Source organism: Chitinophaga arvensicola (assembly GCF_900110835.1).
In the GTDB taxonomy this organism is placed as follows: Bacteria; Bacteroidota; Bacteroidia; order Chitinophagales; family Chitinophagaceae; genus Chitinophaga; species Chitinophaga arvensicola.
Genome location: NZ_FOJG01000001.1, coordinates 3,169,937 through 3,189,620, shown reverse-complemented (window position 1 = coordinate 3,189,620; position 19,684 = coordinate 3,169,937). Strand labels below are relative to the sequence as shown.

The 19,684-nt window shown below is 48.4% G+C and carries 17 protein-coding genes; 7 read left to right on the top strand and 10 right to left on the bottom strand.

Annotated elements, in window-relative coordinates:
• Positions 1 to 14: 14 nt before the first annotated feature.
• From BMW79_RS13205 to BMW79_RS13175, 7 genes are all read right to left on the bottom strand, one after another.
• The gene (locus BMW79_RS13205) at positions 15 to 3,224 is read right to left on the bottom strand and encodes a TonB-dependent receptor (protein WP_177192151.1); all 3,210 of its coding nucleotides are present in this window, start codon (positions 3,222 to 3,224) and stop codon (positions 15 to 17) included.
• A gap of 251 nt (positions 3,225 to 3,475) precedes the next feature.
• The gene (locus BMW79_RS13200) at positions 3,476 to 4,666 is read right to left on the bottom strand and encodes a FecR family protein (protein WP_089895424.1); all 1,191 of its coding nucleotides are present in this window, start codon (positions 4,664 to 4,666) and stop codon (positions 3,476 to 3,478) included.
• A 362-nt stretch (positions 4,667 to 5,028) separates the two neighbouring features.
• Complete coding sequence (locus BMW79_RS13195) at positions 5,029 to 5,664, bottom strand: RNA polymerase sigma factor (protein ID WP_143059146.1); 636 nt, start codon at positions 5,662 to 5,664, stop codon at positions 5,029 to 5,031.
• An 87-nt stretch (positions 5,665 to 5,751) separates the two neighbouring features.
• A complete protein-coding gene (locus tag BMW79_RS13190; RefSeq protein ID WP_089895420.1) occupies positions 5,752 to 6,363 on the bottom strand; it encodes a GNAT family N-acetyltransferase in 612 nt (203 codons plus the stop codon).
• Positions 6,364 to 6,365: 2 nt separating this feature from the next.
• Entirely contained in the window at positions 6,366 to 7,124 is a 759-nt protein-coding gene (locus BMW79_RS13185; RefSeq protein WP_089895417.1) for a tRNA(His) guanylyltransferase Thg1 family protein, read from the bottom strand.
• Entirely contained in the window at positions 7,114 to 7,560 is a 447-nt protein-coding gene (locus BMW79_RS13180) for an AAA family ATPase (RefSeq protein ID WP_089895414.1), read from the bottom strand. Before BMW79_RS13180 ends, BMW79_RS13185 begins: the two co-directional genes overlap by 11 nt.
• 3 nt (positions 7,561 to 7,563) lie before the next feature.
• Positions 7,564 to 8,262 (bottom strand): hypothetical protein, encoded by a 699-nt coding sequence (locus BMW79_RS13175; protein ID WP_089895412.1) that lies wholly within the window; start codon positions 8,260 to 8,262, stop codon positions 7,564 to 7,566.
• A 177-nt stretch (positions 8,263 to 8,439) separates the two neighbouring features.
• On the opposite strand from BMW79_RS13175, the gene BMW79_RS13165 reads away from it, so the two are divergent.
• The 7 genes from BMW79_RS13165 (at position 8,440) to BMW79_RS13135 (ending at position 16,202) form a co-directional block, all read left to right on the top strand.
• The gene (locus BMW79_RS13165; protein WP_089895408.1) at positions 8,440 to 10,182 is read left to right on the top strand and encodes an ABC transporter ATP-binding protein; all 1,743 of its coding nucleotides are present in this window, start codon (positions 8,440 to 8,442) and stop codon (positions 10,180 to 10,182) included.
• Positions 10,166 to 11,929, top strand: a complete 1,764-nt coding sequence (locus BMW79_RS13160; protein WP_089895406.1) for an ABC transporter ATP-binding protein — start codon at positions 10,166 to 10,168, stop codon at positions 11,927 to 11,929. Before BMW79_RS13165 ends, BMW79_RS13160 begins: the two co-directional genes overlap by 17 nt.
• 46 nt (positions 11,930 to 11,975) lie before the next feature.
• Positions 11,976 to 12,188, top strand: a complete 213-nt coding sequence (locus tag BMW79_RS13155; RefSeq protein WP_089895404.1) for a hypothetical protein — start codon at positions 11,976 to 11,978, stop codon at positions 12,186 to 12,188.
• Positions 12,189 to 12,399: 211 nt separating this feature from the next.
• Positions 12,400 to 12,984: a TetR/AcrR family transcriptional regulator gene (locus BMW79_RS13150; protein ID WP_089895402.1), complete on the top strand. Its 585-nt coding sequence runs from the start codon at positions 12,400 to 12,402 to the stop codon at positions 12,982 to 12,984.
• A 71-nt stretch (positions 12,985 to 13,055) separates the two neighbouring features.
• The gene (locus BMW79_RS13145) at positions 13,056 to 14,252 is read left to right on the top strand and encodes an MFS transporter (RefSeq protein ID WP_089895400.1); all 1,197 of its coding nucleotides are present in this window, start codon (positions 13,056 to 13,058) and stop codon (positions 14,250 to 14,252) included.
• Positions 14,253 to 14,257: 5 nt separating this feature from the next.
• On the top strand, positions 14,258 to 15,055 hold the full coding sequence (locus tag BMW79_RS13140; RefSeq protein WP_089895399.1) for a PhzF family phenazine biosynthesis protein: 798 nt from the start codon (positions 14,258 to 14,260) through the stop codon (positions 15,053 to 15,055).
• A 4-nt stretch (positions 15,056 to 15,059) separates the two neighbouring features.
• Entirely contained in the window at positions 15,060 to 16,202 is a 1,143-nt protein-coding gene (locus tag BMW79_RS13135) for a serine hydrolase domain-containing protein (RefSeq protein ID WP_089895397.1), read from the top strand.
• Here the strand turns inward: BMW79_RS13135 and BMW79_RS13130 are convergent.
• The 3 genes from BMW79_RS13130 to BMW79_RS13120 all read right to left on the bottom strand — a co-directional run bounded on the left by BMW79_RS13130 (position 16,158) and on the right by BMW79_RS13120 (position 19,679).
• Positions 16,158 to 17,261 (bottom strand): redoxin family protein, encoded by a 1,104-nt coding sequence (locus tag BMW79_RS13130; RefSeq protein WP_089895395.1) that lies wholly within the window; start codon positions 17,259 to 17,261, stop codon positions 16,158 to 16,160. The two genes, BMW79_RS13135 and BMW79_RS13130, sit on opposite strands and share 45 nt — an antisense overlap.
• 11 nt (positions 17,262 to 17,272) lie before the next feature.
• Positions 17,273 to 18,034 (bottom strand): ThuA domain-containing protein, encoded by a 762-nt coding sequence (locus BMW79_RS13125; RefSeq protein WP_089895393.1) that lies wholly within the window; start codon positions 18,032 to 18,034, stop codon positions 17,273 to 17,275.
• Between the two features lie 70 nt (positions 18,035 to 18,104).
• Positions 18,105 to 19,679, bottom strand: coding sequence for a RagB/SusD family nutrient uptake outer membrane protein (locus BMW79_RS13120; protein WP_089895391.1), 1,575 nt, complete (start codon positions 19,677 to 19,679; stop codon positions 18,105 to 18,107).
• Between the last annotated feature and the right edge of the window lie 5 nt (positions 19,680 to 19,684).

The following is a 19,684-nucleotide window of genomic DNA, read 5'->3' as shown; positions in this document are numbered from 1 at the left end:
ACAGAAATATTTCATTATAAACCAAGCGTTAATCCTACCACATAAGATTTCAGTGGCGGCATAATTTTGCCCTGTGTTTCAGGATCCAGGCCACTGTAGTTGGTGATGGTGATCAGGTTTTGCGCTAAGCCATATACACTCAGGTTATTCACTTTCCATTTCTTTGTGTACTTCGACAGATCATATCTCAGGGAGATATTTTTCAGGCGGATATAGGACGCATCACCCCAGTTGGCCGTAGAAAGACTGTAATTCCTGAAATCTGCTGCGCCGGAAGCAGTAGAAGCGCCGGGTACACTGGTGTTATCGCCTTTGTTCTTCCAGCGGTCCAGGGCACTGATGTCCTGGTTGGCCATGGTACCGATAGCCGGTGAATTGTAGCCATAGTTAATGTTTGGCCCTTCCTGTTTTACAAACTGGAACAGGAAATCGAGACTTATTTCCTTCCAGGTAAACGAGTTCTGTAAACCACCATAGAAGCGGGGATCGCTGTTACCCAAAATAACATAGTCGTCGAATTCTGCAGGCGTAGGGCTACCACTGTTGCTGAAGAAAGTAGGACGGCCTGTTTGCGGATCTACGCCCAGGAACTGGTATCCTTTTACAATAGACAATGGTTGTCCTACTACATATATATCCTTATACGCAGATGCTTCAATATCCGGGAAGGATTTCAGTTTATTCCTGCTGATGGTCAGGTTCAGCGAGGAGTTCCACTTAAAATGTGCTTGTCTGACATTCACTGTATTCAATTCAAATTCCCATCCTTTGTTTTCCACACTGGCAGGCAGGTTGGCGGTAATGGAAGGGAAGCCTACCTGTGGCGACAGCTGAAAATCTACCAGCTGGTTATCTGAGATGTTATAGTAGTAGTTGGTGTTAAAGAGAATCCGGTCGTTCAGGAAACCCAGTTCCAGTCCTACTTCTTTTTTCCGGTTTTCTTCCCAGCGATACAATGAGTTGGGGAGACGGGATGGAGAAAGGCCAGGCACGCCATTGTAGGGGAAGTTGGTAGAAGCCCAGCTGTCCAGGTATCTGTAGTCGCCTACTTTATCATTACCGGAGTTACCGATACTGGCCCGGAGTTTACCGAAGCTCAGGAAAGAAAGCTCTTTCATAAATTCTTCCTTACTGAAAATCCAGGCAGCGCCTACAGCGCCGAAGTTACCAAAACGGTTGCCCGGTCCGAAACGGGTAGAACCGTCGCGGCGGAAGGAAGCGTTGACAATGTATTTCCCTTCCCAGTTATAATTCACCCTGCCGAAAACAGAGGTGTAACGGTAAAATGCGTACTGTGAAGGGCGGGGAGTGATCACACTGGCGGCTTGCTGATCTTCCAGCAATGCATCGCTGGAGAAGCCATCGGCAATCACTGATTGTCCCTGTGTGATACTTTGCTGCCAGCTGGCGCCTGCCAGTAATTGCAGGTCACCTTTGGATATCCTGCGGTTATAATCTACCTGTGGTTCTACGATATAGGAGCCGAAGCTGGAATTACCAAAGTACGACTGGCTGCCGGTAGCATCCATCGGGTTGAAGCTGGCATTGGGCGTAATGCGCATCTGCTTCATATCCGTTCTGGTGTAACCCAGGTTGGCTTTCAGGTTCAGTCCGGGCAGCAGGGTGTAACGCATGGTGCTGTTGGTTACCAGGTTATTGGTGCGTACTTCCGACTTACGGATCAGGTAAGCAGCCGGGTTCTGTGCCATAGAAAACCAGTAATATTTTCCGGTAGAATCATATAAAGGATAGTTTGGCGGAAGATTGTAAAAGGTAGCCAGGTCCGTGGCCAGTGAATTGTCTACGCTGGCGGAGTAGCTGGCAGACGCCGTGATATTGAATTTGCCATCCGTACTGGAGTGGTTCACATTCAGGTGACCGGCGCCACGCTGGAAGCCAAGGCTACCGGGCATTACGGTTGTTTCTTTATGATAGGTACCGCTGAACAGGAACTGTGTTTGTTCATTACCACCGGATACAGATCCCTGTGCTTCGGTGATGTGTGCATTACTACCCATCAGGTATTTCTGCCAATCCATTGTTTGCTGCTGATCCCATACCGTGAGATCCGGGGCATTATCGGGGTTGTAAGCTACGTTGTCGTGTGCGTATGCCTCTTTACGCATCGCGATATACTCTGGCGTATTGAGCATCTTTACGGTATTGACTACTTTACCTATTCCCGTGTATACATTGAAGTTAGTTTGTGTTTTACCTGCCTTCCCTTTTTTGGTGGTGATGAGAATTACGCCATTACCGCCTCTGGAACCGTAGATAGAGGTTGCATCGGCATCTTTCAGTACGTCAATGCGCTCAATATCCGCCGGGTTGATAGTAGCCAGGGGACTCTGGCTGCCGTTGGCAGAAGTAAACTGGTTAATGGGATCTGAATAAAAAGGTACGCCGTCGATCACATACAATGGATCGCTGGGATTCAGGATAGAGCTTTGTCCTCTTACGGTTACCTTGAAATTGGAGCCTGGCAGACCGCTGGAAGAATTGATAAATACGCCGGATACACGTCCCTGCATGGCGCCGATAGCGTCCAGTACCGGTTGGGATGCGATATCACCGGATTTGATACTGGATACAGAGCCGGTATTGTTACGTTTGCTGGTGGTACCGTAACCGATGACCACCGTTTCATCGAGGCTGCTTGGTTTTTCCTTCAGGTACAACTGAAAAGGACCAAAGTTACCGATATGAAAGGTTTGTGCTTCAAACCCTACATAGGTCACCACCAGGTCATCGCCGGGGCCGGCTGCAATAGAAAAGCGGCCATTGGCGTCTGTAATGGTACCGGTATTGGTACCTTTTACTTTCACGGTAACGCCGGGTAATGGGTTACCGGCAGCATCTTTCACCACGCCGGTAACGGGTTGCTGGGTAGCTTCCATATTGAGCAATGGATTATTGCCGGCAGGCGGCAATGCCTTCTTCATAATAAAGATCGTTTTGTCTTTAATAATGTAAGTAGCTGGCTGGCCGTTGAAAACCTGCGTCAGAAAATCTGTCAGTGCTGTATTCTCTGCTTTGATGGTCACGGGTTTCAACGTGTGCAGCAGGTCTCTGTCGTAGAAGAAGAGATACCCTGTCTGCTTTTTCACCGATGAAAACACGTCCTCCATGGGCGCATTTTTTACTGATACAGACACCGTTTGCGCAAAAGCACCCGCAGATACTTTTAATGTCGCCACAATCATGAGAACAATCGTTAATCTCATAGTAAGTGCAATTTTGGTTGGGGAAAGTCCGGGCATAGAAAGGACTTTACCATGATAAGTCAATTGCATAAATTTGCATTTGTTAGGATGGATAATCAGTATTCAGTATGTACAAGCTTAGTGCTATATCGTCCGGACATTCGCCGGGGGTGGGTCCAATCACCTCCGGTTTTTATCCGTATAGCCGCATTACAATTGCTAAAGTTGGTGGTGCATAAATGTTTCCGTTGACAATAGCTAAAAAATGGTTGTTACTTCGGTTCTACTATAATGCTGCGTCCCTGCAGGCGGAAGTGGATGCCGGTACTTTCCAGTCCTTCCAGCACATCCGACAGTGGCAGATTACGCTGGATTTCTCCCTGGAATCTGCCTGCAGGAACAGCTCCTGCATAAACAATTGTTACATCATACCATCTGCCCAGCTGACGCATCACGGTGGGGATGTCTGCGTCGCGGAAATAAAACTCCTCTTTCTTCCAGGCCAGTATGGCGGCAGTGTCTGCATGTGCCACTACCTTCATTTGATCAGGGCCGCTTACAAGGGCCTGCTGTCCGGGTAATAATACCCTGGAAACGTTACCTGCATTTACTTTTACGGCGCCTTGTATAAGGGTCGTTTGAATGCCTGGTTCATCGGTATAGGCATTGATGTTAAAACTGGTGCCTAATACGTCTATGCTGGTGTGCGGGCTGACTTTCACCTTAAAAGGCATTTTTGCCAGGGCCGCTACTTCAAAATATACTTCTCCTTTTACTTCCACTTCCCTTGTTCCCTGCGGGAAAGCGGTAGGATACGTGATAGCGGAAGCGGCATTCAGCCATACCCGTGTACCATCGGGGAGGGTGAGCCGGAACTGTCCTCCTCTGGGTGTGGTGAGGGTATTCAACGCTGTTTGTGCCGAATAGTCCTGCGAATTGTATTGCAGCTGGCCGTTATTCAGATGAATCTGTGCGCCCTGCTGCGAAATCACCTGGTTACCGTTGCTATCCAGCGGTATTACAGAGCCGTCTGCCAGTGTTAACAATGCCTTGCTGGAGCCGGGTAACACCGGTTTTGTGACCGCTTTTTCCGCTACCTGGCTAGTGTGACCGGCGGGTCGCAGAAAATAAACACCTGCGCCAAGCAGCAATAACACGGCTGCTGCTGCGCTCCACCGGTACAGGCTGCGAACCTTCACTGGTGTGGCGGCGGGAAACTGGCGGGCACTGAAGGTGGCCCAACCTGCTGCTGCATCAAATTTTTCGTATTGCGCCAGCTTCTGTTGCAGGATCACCGGATCCGTCAACTGTTCAAAGAAAACCCGGTTCTCCTCCGCAGCGGCGGTCCATTCCTGCAATTCAGCCTCCTCTGTTGCGCTCAATATGCCCTGCTGATAACGATTGATCAGATAAGCGATTCGTTGCAATACCGGATTTGTTCCACTGTGTTGATCTGCTGCCACTTCCCTCTTTTAGTATAGAAACAATGAAAAATTGTTTTCGATTAAAGAAATCGCGAAAAATATTTTCCGCCTAAAAACGATCACTACCATAAACGGTATTAAATCTCCCAAAACGTGTTTTCAACATCAATACCAGTAAGCGTTTCAGGAGGTAAGCCCTATCTAAGCCCTATCCCCCACCCATGTGAGCGCCCTATAACCGCTACCTATAAGATAGGGCTTATCTACAGCCGATCTTCATTGAAACGGCCTCTTATATATATATTTTGACCTAATATCTTCCGGGCCGGAAATAAGCCCGGCATACCCGCTATGGCATAGCGGGTACTGGTTGGTACGCGGTTTTACCGGAGCAACGATGATCAGTAATAATTATAATAATGCTTGAGGAGGGTGATGTAAACGCCCAACAATGGAATGATGTTCTTTTTTATCAGGCTGCTCCTGATAAGTTTCAATGCTCTTAATTTCTGCGCCCTTACCGTATTATAGGAGATTTGCAGGGTATTGGCAATATCCTCGTTTTTGCGCCCTTCGAGATAGCTCATTTTAAAGATGCGCCGGCATTGGGTGGGCAGCTGTTCAATTTCTTCATACAGCTGCTGAATAATTTCTGTTTCCGTCAGCACCGGATCAAAGCCGGTCATATCGTCCGTTACCTGATCGTCCTGCAGGTAAGAAAACTCTTTTTCCTTTATCTGCAGCCGCTCCCTGCTCTTCAAAAAATTGAGGCAGGCATTTTTGGTGGCAATAAAAAGAAAGGCTTTTATATTGGTGGCAGATTTAAAATCGCTGCGTTTATCCCACAGCTTTGAGAAGGTTTCCTGTACAAGATCTTCCGCCTCCTGCTCATTTGCCACAATGGTAAAGGCAAAATAACACAGGGCGCTGTAATGCTGGTTAAATATAAACTGGAAGGCGGTTTGTTCTCCGCCAGCGAACTTTCGCAGTAAAATATGCTCCTTGTTTGAATACTCCTCTATCATCCCTGGAAACACCCTCCTGACAATATAAACGATGATTTACCGGTATAAAAATACCGATAAAAGATGATTATTTTATAATCGCTGCGAAAAATACACCGGCTACCTGGTCTTCAACTGTTGATAGCGCTGGTTTTTGAGGTCGGTCAGCTTCACTTTGGTGGCCGGCCATTCCTCATCAATGATGCTGTAAATAACCGAATTCCTTTTGCCATTGTACCGGATCGCCGCATTTCTGCGGATACCTTCCAGCTGGCCTCCAATACGTTCTATGGCTTTCCTGGAACGGAGGTTCTTATCCCAGGTGATGATTTCTACCCGGATGGTCCCCAATGTTTCGAAGCAATGGGTGAGCAGCATCAGCTTACATTCTTCATTGACGCCCGTGCCCCAGTAATCAGGATGATACCAGGTCCACCCGATTTCCAGGCTTTTGTATTCCGGGTTGATTTTCAGGTAGCTGGTACTGCCGATTACTTTGTTACTGGCTTTATCAATGATCACAAATGGATAACGTTCATTTTTATTTCTTGCCTCCATGGCCTGTTCCAATGCATTACGCAAAGTGGCCGGATCATGTCCCATCACCGGCATAAACTCCCATATGCGCGGATCATGGCTTACATTGATCAGCTCATTGAAGTGAAGATACTCCAGCGGTGTGAGGAGTGCATGCTGGCCATCGAGGCGTATCGGGTGCTGGATCCAGGGCATAGTCAGGCGTTTATAATAGTGTTGATGAAATTGCTGTAATCATCTTTCATGGGTAATTCCATGTTCCGTTGCAGCTGCTTTCTTTTAACAGTAACGGTTGTCTGTTGTTTTATATCAAATGCTTCTTTCTCCGTATCCGCCCAGTAAAGGCCGGTTCCTCTTTTCTGCCAGAGGGGAAGGTCGTTAAAGTTAATGCCAAAGGAGAAAAGCAGCTCGTTCTTTTCCGCAGTGCTTAGTCCTTCTATTCTTTTGGTCGCGTCGGCCCTGTTCAGCCCATCCTGCCGCAAACGCCAGTAGCAATGGGCATTGAGTGCATTCCGGTGTGCATCTTCGTTGCGCCAGCGGAAATAATCCACGACCAGCCTTTCATTGGGAAATTCACTGAGCCGGCAATCAAATGCCGCCACATCCCCCAGCAAGGTAGAAAACTTTGCACTGGCTTCCCCCGCAAGTATAGAAATATATTTCCGGTGCTTCCTGGAAAAGGCAGATTCGTTGACATCAAACAACAACGAGATCTCATCGCTCTGGGTATAACCGTATATTACTTTAAAGCCACAGTTCATCAGATGCGCAGTGGTATCGATCATATAATCCCTGAAACGCGCGTCGAACGGCGCTTCAAAAGAATGTGTTTCTTTGGTCAGACGGGTGAAACCACGGCCATCGATCCGGGCTACCATATACATTTCCGGCAGCACCTGCTGATCATGTGCTGTTTCAAACGCCCGCATTTTCACATCAAGGTCGTCAAATTTCATTGTTCCATGGTTTAATAATGAAGGTATTATCCTGAATGGCCACATAGTACAACTCGTCAAACCCTTCGTCATATGCCGGCAGTTCCAGCCTTTTATGCGTACCCCGGATACCCGCTTCCGGGATATTTGCTTTTCCGGAACGGCCGCTGTTGCGCTGGATAGCCGTGGTTAACGCCGATTGAAAATAATAACCGGTGACTTTAAACTTGTGCTGTTTGGCAAGCCGGATATACGATTCCCGGTCTGCCCGGGAAGGGTTGGTATTATCCACCACAAAGGGCTGCTGTATGGAAAAGCAGACTTCCAGGAAGCGACTTTCCTTATTACGGGTATGCAGCTGATCCATGGAGATCCGCATATGGGTATCAAAAAAATTCGCTTTGTAAAAGGAAGTCTTGCCGCTGGCCTGAATGCCGCAAAAAATGATGGCTTGCATAAATTACACTGCTAATACTTCCTTCGCCTTTATACCTGTTACATTCGACAATGCTATCAATCCTGCGCTGGCGATAACTGCACCACCTACAAAAGGAAACCCGGCGCCCACCAGGTCGGCTACCGAGGCTGAAAACAGGAAGGGCAGGCAAAAGAGCATACCGGATACACCGGCTACGATGGCGGCCATAGCGCCGAATTTTACAAATCTGTTCATAAAAGGAATTTGCGGTACAGGATGGGCAATATATTGCTGAATGGCAACTGTATCACAGTACGCATGGCTTTCCAGGGTCCAGGTACTTACCGGCACAGTTTCCCGGCCTTTGCACCAATCGCTGTAGAAAGTGCTCCACCGGTCCGGTAATAGCAGTGCCCCGTAAATAAAGATCGCAAAGCTGGCCATGGTATAGTTGCCGTTACCGATCATAAATGCCTGCAGGCGGATCTCATCTTCCGGCGTCATTTTAAATCCAAGCAATACGTGTTTCAGGTCGTGACTTTCAAAACCCGGAACGAGCCGCAACCGGTGCTGTTCGAGGCAGCTGGCGATGTCATGGCCAAGCGTACCCGGTGGTAACTGCTTCAGTGCCTGCAACTGCTCCCGGCAGGTGCTGGTATCACTACAACTTTCAATAATTTTTACGGACAAATGGAAAGACTGACGAATAATAAAGCGGGCAGATAGCTGGATGAGATTCATAGTACAGGATCTAGTCGCCCCAATATATAAAACAATTATGATTTCTGTGTTATCCGGCTTACCGGGAACCGCTAAAAAAATAATAACTTGCCCCGATATTATACAATATTTGCAGAGCGGATCCGTCTTCATTTGGAAATCCTTAAAAGCCGCACTGCTAAACGTACCTGTTAAAAGATGAAACAAGAAGAAGGTAGTAAAAAGAAAGAAGCCGGCATATTCAGTCTCCTGCGGCCATATTCTGGTATGGTGTTTCTGCTGATACTGTTTACACTGCTGAGCAATGGACTCAACCTGTGGTTGCCCAAAATTATCGGAAACGGTATCGATGCCTATGAGCATGGTACCTTCCAGCTAAACCCGCTGGTCATTAAATTCTCCGTTGCGGTTGTCATCATCCTGCTGTTTACTTATTTCCAGAACATCATTCAAACATATGTCTCTGAAAAAGTAGCGCGTAACCTGCGTACCAAAATATCTGATAAGATATCCGGACAGAGTTATGCCTGGGTAGAACAGGCCAACCCTTCGCGGTTGCTCACCAATCTCATTGCAGACGTAGACTCTATCAAGCTGTTTGTATCACAGGCAATTGTATCGCTGGTATCTTCCCTGTTTATCATTATCGGCGCCAGCGTACTGCTGATCACGATCGACTGGAAACTGGCGCTGGCTGTAATTGCCACATTGCCGGTGATAGGCGTTACCTTTTTCCTGGTACTGCGCAAAGTGAGGTCCCTGTTTATTAAAAGCCGGGAGGTTATGGACTGGCTGAATAAGGTAATCAATGAAAGTATCCTGGGCGCCGCGTTGATACGCGTCATCAATTCCCAGCAGCTGGAATACCAGAAATTCCTGGATGCCAACGGCAAGGCCATGGATTTTGGTCTTTCTATCGTGAAACTCTTTGCAGGACTGATCCCGGTAATCACCTTCACCGCCGGTATTGCCAACCTGATTATCCTCGCGCTCGGCGGACATTTTGTGATCACCGGCAGTATGAGCCTGGGCGATTTTGCGGCATTCAGCAGCTACCTCGCGTTACTCATCTTCCCGATACTGGTCATTGGCTTTATGAGCAATATCATTGCGCAGGCCACCGCCTCCTATCAAAGGATCAGCAACGTGATCAATATGCCGGATATTATGCCGGAGGGTGATCTTACTACCCCTGTTAAGGGAGATATCGAATTCCGGGAAGTAACCGTTAACTACGGTCAGAAACCGGTGCTTAAAAATATTTCGTTTTCTATTAAAGCCGGATCGAAGGTCGCTATCATCGGGCCTACGGCGGCGGGGAAAACACAGCTGCTGTACCTGCTCACCGGCCTCATAAAGCCCACTTCGGGTACCGTGCTGATAGATGACCGCCCGGTAAGCGAATATAAAAGTGAATCCTTCCACAGCCAGGTGGGCTTTGTATTCCAGGATAGTATCATATTCAATATGAGTATCCGCGAAAACATCGCCTTTAATGAAACCGTGACCCAGGCGGCGATGGAAAAAGCCTTATATACTGCGGAGCTGAAAGACTTTACCGAAGCCCTTCCGGAGAAACTGGAGACGGTGGTGTCAGAAAGAGGCGCCAGTCTTTCCGGCGGACAAAAACAACGTATCATGCTGGCCCGCGCGCTGGCTATTAACCCAAAGATCCTGCTGCTGGATGATTTCACCGCCCGCGTAGATACCAATACGGAAAAGAAAATTCTGGCCAATGTACAGGCAGAATACCCGGGCATCACGCTGCTGTCGGTGACACAGAAGATTGCTTCCGTGACCCATTACGACCAGATCATCCTGCTGATGCAGGGTGAAATCATAGCCGCCGGCACGCATGAATCGCTCCTGCACTCCAGTCCTGAGTACATGCAGATCTTTAATTCCCAACAAAGCACCAGCAACTATGAATTACAATCTTAATAAGTTTACGGAGAAGGAACAGAAAATATCCAACTACTCCGCATTCAGTAACCTGCTGAAGCTGATCTCACAGGAAAGAAAAAACCTGGCAGTAGCATTGATCGCCATCCTGCTTAACTCGGTGCTCAACCTGCTGGGACCGTTCCTGATAGGTTACACGATCGATCATTATGTACAGCATAAGCAATACCACGGCGTACTCATTTTCTCCGGTATCCTGCTCGGGATTTACCTGGTAGCATTATTCACCAGTTACTTCCAGACCAAACTGATGGGCGGTGTGGGTCAACGTACCTTATTTACCCTGCGTAATGCCATTTTCAGTAAGATCCAGCAATTACCTGTGGCTTTCTTTAACCAGAATAAAGCAGGCGATCTGATCTCCCGGGTAAATAATGATACCGATAAACTGAACCAGTTTTTTTCCCAATCGCTGATGCAGTTTGTGGGTAATATTTCTACCATGATTGGTGCGGGTATTTTCCTGCTGGTGATCAATTACAAGATTGGTATTGCCGCACTGGCGCCGGCATTGCTCATATTGATCTTCACCCGCATACTATCGCCCTGGGTAAAAAGAAAGAATGCCGCCAACCTGAAAACAGTGGGTAATATGAGCGCGGAAATCCAGGAAAGCCTGAGTAATTTCAAAGTGATTGTAGCCTTCAACCGCCGCGATTATTTCCGGCAGCGTTTCCAGGATGCCAATGAAAAAAACTATGAAAGCGCAATAGGTACGGGTCTTGCCAACAACGTATTTCTGCCCTTTTATGCCATGTGTGCCAGTATCGCACAATTGCTGGTACTCACCGGTGGAATCTACCTGATTACACAGGGAGAATTTAGTATAGGCTTACTCGTTAGTTACCTGGCATATGCTACTTATTTCTATAATCCGTTAAGACAACTGGCGACTTTATGGGCCAACTTCCAGGTGGCGATGGCTGGCTGGGACCGCATCTCAGAGATTCTCGGACTTGAAACAGACCTGGTAACCGTACCTTCCACCAATGCACCGGGTATGCATCCGGCACTGCTGGAGTTTCGTAACGTACATTTCGGTTATCCTGAAGGAAAAGAGATCCTGCATAATATCAGTCTCTCGCTGGAAAAAGGTAAAACCTATGCGCTGGTAGGCCCTACCGGTGGCGGTAAAACTACCACTGCATCCCTGATTGCGCGGCTCTACGATCCCACACAGGGAACAGTATTGCTGAACGGCAGGGATATCCGCAGCTATGACGCCGATGAGCGTTCACAGAAAATAGGATTTATTTTACAGGAACCTTTCTTATTCACCGGCACCGTAAAAGAAAACATCCTCTACGGCAACCCGGCATATAAAGATTTCTCCAATGAACAACTGATCGAAGTGATCAGAGAAGCCAACCTCGAAAAGTTGCTGGCCATCTTTGAAAACGGGCTGGAGACAAAAGTGCTTTCCGGCGGCGATAGTGTAAGCCTCGGACAGAAACAACTGATCGCCTTTATGCGGGCAGTACTGCGCAAACCAGACCTGCTGATCCTCGATGAAGCCACCGCCAATATTGATACGGTGACCGAACAATTGCTGGGCGAGATCCTGGAGAAGTTGCCGGAAAGCACCACGAGAGTGATCATCGCACACCGGTTGAACACCATTGAAAATGCAGATGAAATATTCTTTGTGAATTCCGGCGAAGTGACGCGCGCAGGGTCTTTCCAGAATGCGATGGAGAAATTACAGCAGGACGTAAGAATGAGCTGATGCGGTATTTTTCCCGGAAGTCGGGATTTTTTGTTATATTCACTACATGTCAAAATTCAAAGACGTAGTGGTAACACTATCAAAAAAGCACCCCCAGACTGCGGAGCCGGTACAGGCAGGGCACACGTTTGTAATAGGCGTATTAGGCAAGAAAACGGCCTTTTACGAGATCGCAACAGAGCAGTTAAATAATTTACATAACGATGATCTGCAGAAGGCACTGTTTCAGCTGTTGCATCCGCAGACACCGCATCAGTAAAATGTATTGAACACTGAATAAAAGAGCGCTGATCAGATGGTATCTGGTCAGCGCTCTTTTTTATAGACCTCATAAATATTCACCTCGTCTAATCCGTTTTCCTATACCAATTCCCTTCAATCTGCGACTCCTGTCTGACCATACACTCACGCAATAAAATTTTGTACTATTTAGTAAACAATATACCTTTGGGCCATAAACGAACCGTGATATGTCAGGCAGACCCAAAATATTCGACGACGAGGAAGTACTCAACAAAGCCGCAGAAATCTTCTGGCGGCAGGGATACGAGGCCACTTCCACGGAAGACCTGCTCGCCGCCATGGGCATAGGGAAAGGCAGTTTTTACCTCGCTTTCAAAGGCGGTAAAAAAGAACTGTATGAAAAAGCACTCAGCCAGCACAGCGACCAGGCCATTGCCCAGTTCAGAAGAGAACTCGATGCCAGCGCTGATCCGGTAGAATATATCAGAACCTTTTTCCGCAACGTGGCACAAAGCACCAAAAGCCGCCACCAGAAGGGTTGCATCTTTGGCAACGCAGTAGCAGAATTGTCCAATATCGAAAACCCGATGATGAAAAAAGCAGCCGTTCATTTACAGGAACTGGAAACACTTTTCCTGGATGCATTGCTGCGTGGTAAAAAACAAGGTACCCTCCATTCAAAGCTGGAACCAGCTTTGCTGGCACGTATACTGCTCAACAACTGGAACGGCCTGGGTATCACCCGCCGCATATATCCCGATAATGAGGCTCTCGGGGAACTGATTGAATCACAATTAAAAATACTGGGGTAATATCTCCCGGGAGATATTACCTTTTTTACACACTTATTTTGTACCGAATAGTACAAAAAACATACGCTTATATGGATAAACTATCCCGCACTACTGCTTTATTATTTGCCGCTGCCTGCGGACTCGCAGTTGCCAATGTATATTATGCACAACCCCTGTTGCACACCATGGGAGATGATTTACACATCCCTGCCCCTTCGCTGGGAATCATTGTTACTATTACGCAAACCGGCTATGCACTGGGCCTCCTGCTGTTGCTGCCATTGGGAGATCTGTTGAACCGGCGCAAGCTGATCGTTACGCAATTAATATTGGCGGTCATCGCTTTACTGGTAGTGTCCCGGGCGCCGTCGAAAATACCCTTCCTGGGCGGCATGGCCGCAGTTGGATTGCTGGCGGTAGTTACACAAACACTGGTCGCCTATGCTGCCACACTGGCTGCTCCGGAAGAACGGGGCCGGATCAGCGGGCTGGTCACCAGCGGTGTAGTACTGGGCATCCTGCTGGCACGTACTGTTTCCGGTGTGCTTGCAGATCTTGCCGGATGGCGGGCGGTGTACGGCTTTTCCGCCCTGCTCATGCTCATCACCGCCGTCATGCTCTACCGTGTATTACCCCGCCAGGACCCGGAGAAAACGACCTTGCGTTATCCGCAATTGCTGCTGTCGGTATTTCAATTGTTTATACAGGAACCGGTGTTACGGGTCCGTGCCATGCTGGCGCTTTTTATTTTCGCTGCATTCAGCGTATTGTGGTCGTCACTGGTATTGCCGCTCAGCGCACCGCCTTATGGATTTACGCCTGCTGTCATCGGACTGTTTGGATTAATTGGAGTGGCAGGCGCATTGGGAGCAGCACGGGCAGGTAAACTGGCCGATAAAGGTCGCGGGCAGTGGACCACCGGTATGGCACTCGCCTTGTTATTCCTTTCCTGGATTCCACTTGGATTTGCCACCAGCTCGCTCACTGCACTGATAGCAGGCATCATCCTGCTCGACCTGGCCGTACAGGCGGTGCATGTAACCAACCAGAGCATGCTGTACAGCATACGGCCGGAAGCACGCAACCGCATGGTAGCCGGGTACATGCTCTTTTATTCCATTGGCAGCGGTATCGGCAGTATTGCCGCCACCACGGTATATGCCTATGCCGGGTGGACCGCCGTGTGCATACTGGGCGCCGCTATCAGCTTACTGGGACTGCTTTTCTGGGCGGTAACCCTTCCCAGGAAGAAAAGCAATACCTTTACAGTAGCTTACCAAAAATAACCGTCATGCCGCATATACCCATTTACCAGGTAGATGCTTTCACGAATGAACTGTTTGGTGGAAACCCGGCAGCAGTGTGTATCCTGGAAGCATGGCTGCCAACAGATATCTTACAGAAAATTGCTGCTGAAAACTTTCTGCCGGAAACCGCCTTCTTTATTCCTGCCGGAAAACAGGGCCACTACGAACTGCGATGGTTTACACCCGATATTGAAATGGATCTCTGCGGGCATGCCACCCTGGCCAGCGCACACGTGCTGTTCAATCACCTCGGCTGGGATATGCACCAGCTCACGTTTCATACACAAAGCGGCCCGCTGGTGGTCTCAAAAAATAATGATCTCCTTACGCTCGACTTTCCATCCAGACCACCCGTACCGGCTTCCCTGCCCCCGGAAATACTCAAAGGCATAGGCGTATATCCTATGGAAGTGCTCAAGGCAAGGGATTATATACTTGTGTATCATGACGAAGCCATCGTGAGAAACCTGCAACCGGATAAAGCCCTGCTCGACCAGATTAACCTGGACCCCGGCGGTATCATTGTTACCGCCAAAGGAAAGCATGTTGATTTTGTATCCCGTTTCTTCACGCCACAGGCCAGTATCTTTGAAGATCCTGTTACCGGATCGGCCCACTGCTCGCTTATCCCCTTCTGGAGCCAACAACTGGATAAGAAAGAAATGGTGGCGTTACAGGTATCTGCCAGAACGGGAAAACTCTACTGCGAAGATGCCGGCGAAAGAGTGCTGATCGGTGGCATGTGCAAAACCTACCTGGAAGGCAATATTTTTGTACCTTAATTTCATGAGATATCTATCGCTCTTTTTTTGCTGTCTGCTGGCAGTTGGTAATGCCATTGCACAACCCCGCATACCGCAGATAGACAATACCGTGAAAGCCTTCATGGCACAATACCGGGTGCCTGGCATGGCCATTGCCATTACCCGGCATGGTAAACTGGTATATGCGCGTGGCTACGGTAACGCAGATACGACCACACATACTCCTGTCACACCGCAACATTTATTCCGTATCGCCAGCGTATCCAAGTGTATAACTGCTATGGCTATACTAAAACTGGCGGAAGCAAAATTATTATCGCTGGATGATCATGTGTTTGGTCCGAACGCATTGCTGGATACTATCTACGGTCAACAACCCTATCCGGAAAACCTGCAGAAAATTACGGTACGGCAACTGCTGCAACATACCAGCGGTGGCTGGAGCAATAACGGCGAAGATCCTATGTTCAGTCACCCGCGCATGAGCGCTGATGAACTGATTTCCTGGACCATTCAGCATCAACCTTTAACCAACACACCCGGCGAAGTATACGCCTACTCCAATTTCGGCTACTGTATTCTCGGCCGCGTCATTGAAAAAGTATCGGGCCAGTCTTATGAAGCATATGTAAAAAAAGCGATCCTGCTCCCCTGTGGTATCACCGATATGCAGATTGGCGGTAATACCGCTGCAGAGCGGAAATCCGGCGAAGTAGTATATTACGGTCAACATGGCGAGCAACCCTATATCTATAACATCACCCGCATGGATGCGCACGGAGGCTGGATTGCCAGCGCTACCGACCTTGCCCGCCTGCTGGTACACGCAGATGGGGTTCCGTTACCAACGGATATCTTATCCGCCGCTTCTATCAAAGAAATGACCACCGGCTCCACAGCCAATCCGGGTTATGCACTCGGATGGGCGGTGAATCAATGGCACAACTGGTGGCATTCCGGTTCACTCCCCGGTACCGCCACCGAAATCATCCGGAGTGAGAAAGGGTTTAACTGGGTCATGCTCTGTAATACCCGCACGGATAGCAGCTTCTTCAACGACCTGGACGGCCTGCTCTGGAAAGCAGTCAATAACCCCGCCACCAAATGGCCCAACGTGGATCTATTCCCTGTACAAGGGACCAATCATCGGGTGATGAAAAATTAAGGACCGCAGCGCCACCGGATCAATTTCTCCCTGTTGCGCATATACGATTTTGCCACCCGGTTCCACTAAAACAGTATAAGGCAATGCACCCTGCCATTTAGGATCTACGGCTTCCATCAACTGGTACTTATCCGTACCACTGAAAAGATAGTTCTTACCAGTAGCATGCTGCTTATCGAGGAATTGCAGCACTTTATCTTTCCGCTCCGGATCATCGGCGCTGATGCTTACAAACTCAAAATCACGCTGACTGAAAGTTTGTCCCAGGATAATAAACTCCGGGAACTCTGCTACACAGGGCACACACCAGGTAGCCCAGATATTGATCAGCCGCAGATTGGAGGAGTTATTCTTCAGCAAGTCCTTAATACCACCCACCGACAAGGTATCTACATTCACAGGTTCTTTTGTTCTTGTATGTGCGACTTTACTTTTCTCTTTCCATTTCACCGAACAGCCAAACACCTTTGTGATGGCAACCGGCACCTCACGTTGCTGCAGCAATGCTTCAATGGCATTGCGCGCATCGGTGGAGCCGGGCTTCTTTGCCGGGTTTTCCATATCATCGATGCGGCCCTGGTAGCGCAGCTTACGGCTTTTGTCGAAAATAAAGATATGCGGGGTGGCAATAGGACCATACGCCCGCGATACTACTTCACTATCGCCGTCGTAGAGATAAGGAAAATTAAACTGCTTGTCCTTTGCGCGTTGCTGCATGTCTTCAAAAGAATCACCGAGATCTGTGTAGCCCAGCTCATCATACCGCAATGCTTCCGCATTATTAGGCATAATCGCCACCACCTGTACACCTTTTGCGGCATAATCGGAAGTCAGCTTTTTAATTCTCCCTTCATAAGCCTGTGCCGTAGGACAATGGTTACACGTAAAAACCACCGCCAGAATACTGGCGGTGGAAAAGGAGGACAATGAATAATTTTTCCCGTCTGTCGCCGGCAGATGAAAGTCGGGCGCAGCGGCGCCAATAGGCAGTTGCCGGGCCAATAAAAGCTGTGGCAGTAACAACATACCAACCAGCCAGGTGCGAAGGAATATTTTCATACAGTACCAGTTTATTTTTTCTTACGACCTACCCAGAGCAGGGCATCTTCATACATTTTATTTTGCAGTGAATCCGTGAAGATCTTGTCGCCATGCCCCATATTTACATACAGCATATTGTATCTTTTATTGGTCCATACTACCGGGATATCGCCGTAGGTCAACAGGTTCTTTTTTCCGAGCGGGTAATTGGCGGCATCTAAAGTTACTAAAACTTCCACATCCTTGTTCAACCTCGGACTAGGTTCCCACTGATACCATTCATTTGCCGGGCTCAGGTAATCGGCGGGTAAATGCTTGGTTACCGGATGACTGGTAGGGTCTACATGCAGCCTGGCCGGCAAGGGAGGCCAGTTGTTGTTGACAAACACCGCGCCGCCCAGGAAATTCACAAACCAGGGCCACTGCGTATATTTATCATTGTAACCCGCCACATGAAACCCGATCCAGCCTCCGCCACGTTCCATATAATCGGTAAAAGCAGCGCGCTGCTCCGGCGTTGTCGGAAAAAAGTTTAACCATAGCACCACCTGGTATTTACTCAATACGGCGGTATTCATTTTCGACCAGTCGGTAGTAGTATCAAACTGGAAGTGTTTCTCTGCTGCCAGGCGTTTGAAATAGACCACTGCATCATTTGCAAAATCAACGTGGTCAGGCTCTACCCTTAAATTGTAAAAGGCCAGTACTTTAAATTTCGGTGATGAAACAGCAGCAGCTGCGGCACCGGCCATTAACAACAGGAATAGTAACAATGGGCTTTTCTTCATCATAATTGTGTATTTGTGTTTAAGAATAATGCTGGTGATCCGTTAACTGCTGCTGCTTTTTCCGGGAGATGACTTACTTCTTATCCCACCAAAGCCGGGTGCCGCCATTGTCGGCGCCACCGAGCAGCTGCACTGCCTTTGCTACTGCGGCTGTATTGTTCGACAACTCGCTCTGTGGAAAAGGCAGGCGTTTTACATAAGTGCCCGCCGGGATAGTGCCTCCACTGAAATTCACTATCACCGGGAATAATTTAGGATAACCCGTACGCCGGAACTCCGACCAGGCCTCCTGTCCGTCGGGATACAAGGCAATCCATTTCTGGGTAATGATCCGCTCCAGCTTCTGTTCAAAAGCGGCCGTTTCTTCCCATTTAATGGTGATAGTCGTAGGTGCGTTGGCGTTATTAGCGTTATTTTTCGGATCGATATAAGCTGCCGGTTTACTGGTATTGTCCTGTACATAGGTTTCGCTGGCGCCTGCACCGGCCTCTGCGAAAGAAGCCTTGATACCGGTTTCATACAATGCCTGCGGTGTACCACCCATATTCCATCCGCGCAGCGCTCCTTCCGCTCTCAGGAAATAACTTTCTGCCCCGCTCATCAGCCGCATCAGATCTTCATTTTTAATATTGAGATAGGAGAAACTCTTATAATCGTCCGTAGCCACAATGTTGATCCCGTTGCGGATACCTTTGTAACCATTCGTACTTTCAATAGAAGTAGTGAAGTATTTTCCCAGCCTCGGATCTTTATATCCTACGAGGTACGACTCCATCGGCGCGCCCATATTGATATCAGTCCAGGAGTTCGATATAGAGGCCAGCGGATTCATGTAAGTGGTACCATTTACCTGGTGCACATATACACCTTCACCTGCCAGCAAACCATTTTCGGCGGCCACCGCTTCTTCTGCTTTTTGTTTGGCGGTGGTAGCATCTACATAGGTCAAACGCATAGCCAGCCGAAGCTTTAGCGTATTGGCAAACTGTACCCATTTTATATAGTCGCCGTCGAACAGCAGGTCGAAGTTCTGAAAAGGCTTGGCCCCCGGATGCTCTTTCACATAAGCCGATAATACAGCCGCTGCTTTGGTCAGCTCCTCAAAAAACGCGGCATAGATCTTATCCTGCGCATCATACTCCGCCGTGAAGCCACCCTCACCGTACCGGGTATACGGCAATGGTCCGTAGAGATCCGTTACCCTTTGAATAGAAGCCACTTTCAGGATGGTAGCCACTGCATAGAAATCAGGCTTCACCGTTTCTGCTCTCTGTTTAATCACCAGCCAGTTACTCATCACATTGCTGTATCCAAGGTCAAAAGCCGTCGTGTTCCAGCTGGGTACCATCGAATACGTTAAGTTGTTCTTACCACCAATAAACGGATTACGCGACGCCATGTAACCGGAATACGCATCCGCATTGAGGTTTTGCTGGGTCTGGTATTCCCAGTCCACCACCCGCATAATCGAGGTCTGCATATTCGGGAAAAAGGACCCTACATCCTGCCCATCGCCTTTTAGCTGATCTTCTGTTACTTTGTTAGGGTCCGTATTATAATCTTCAAAGTTCTTCGTACAGGCTATACCGTAAGTAAGCACCACGAGCAGCAGAAACAGCCTGCCTATAGTTGAAAAGAGTGTGTTCATGACAT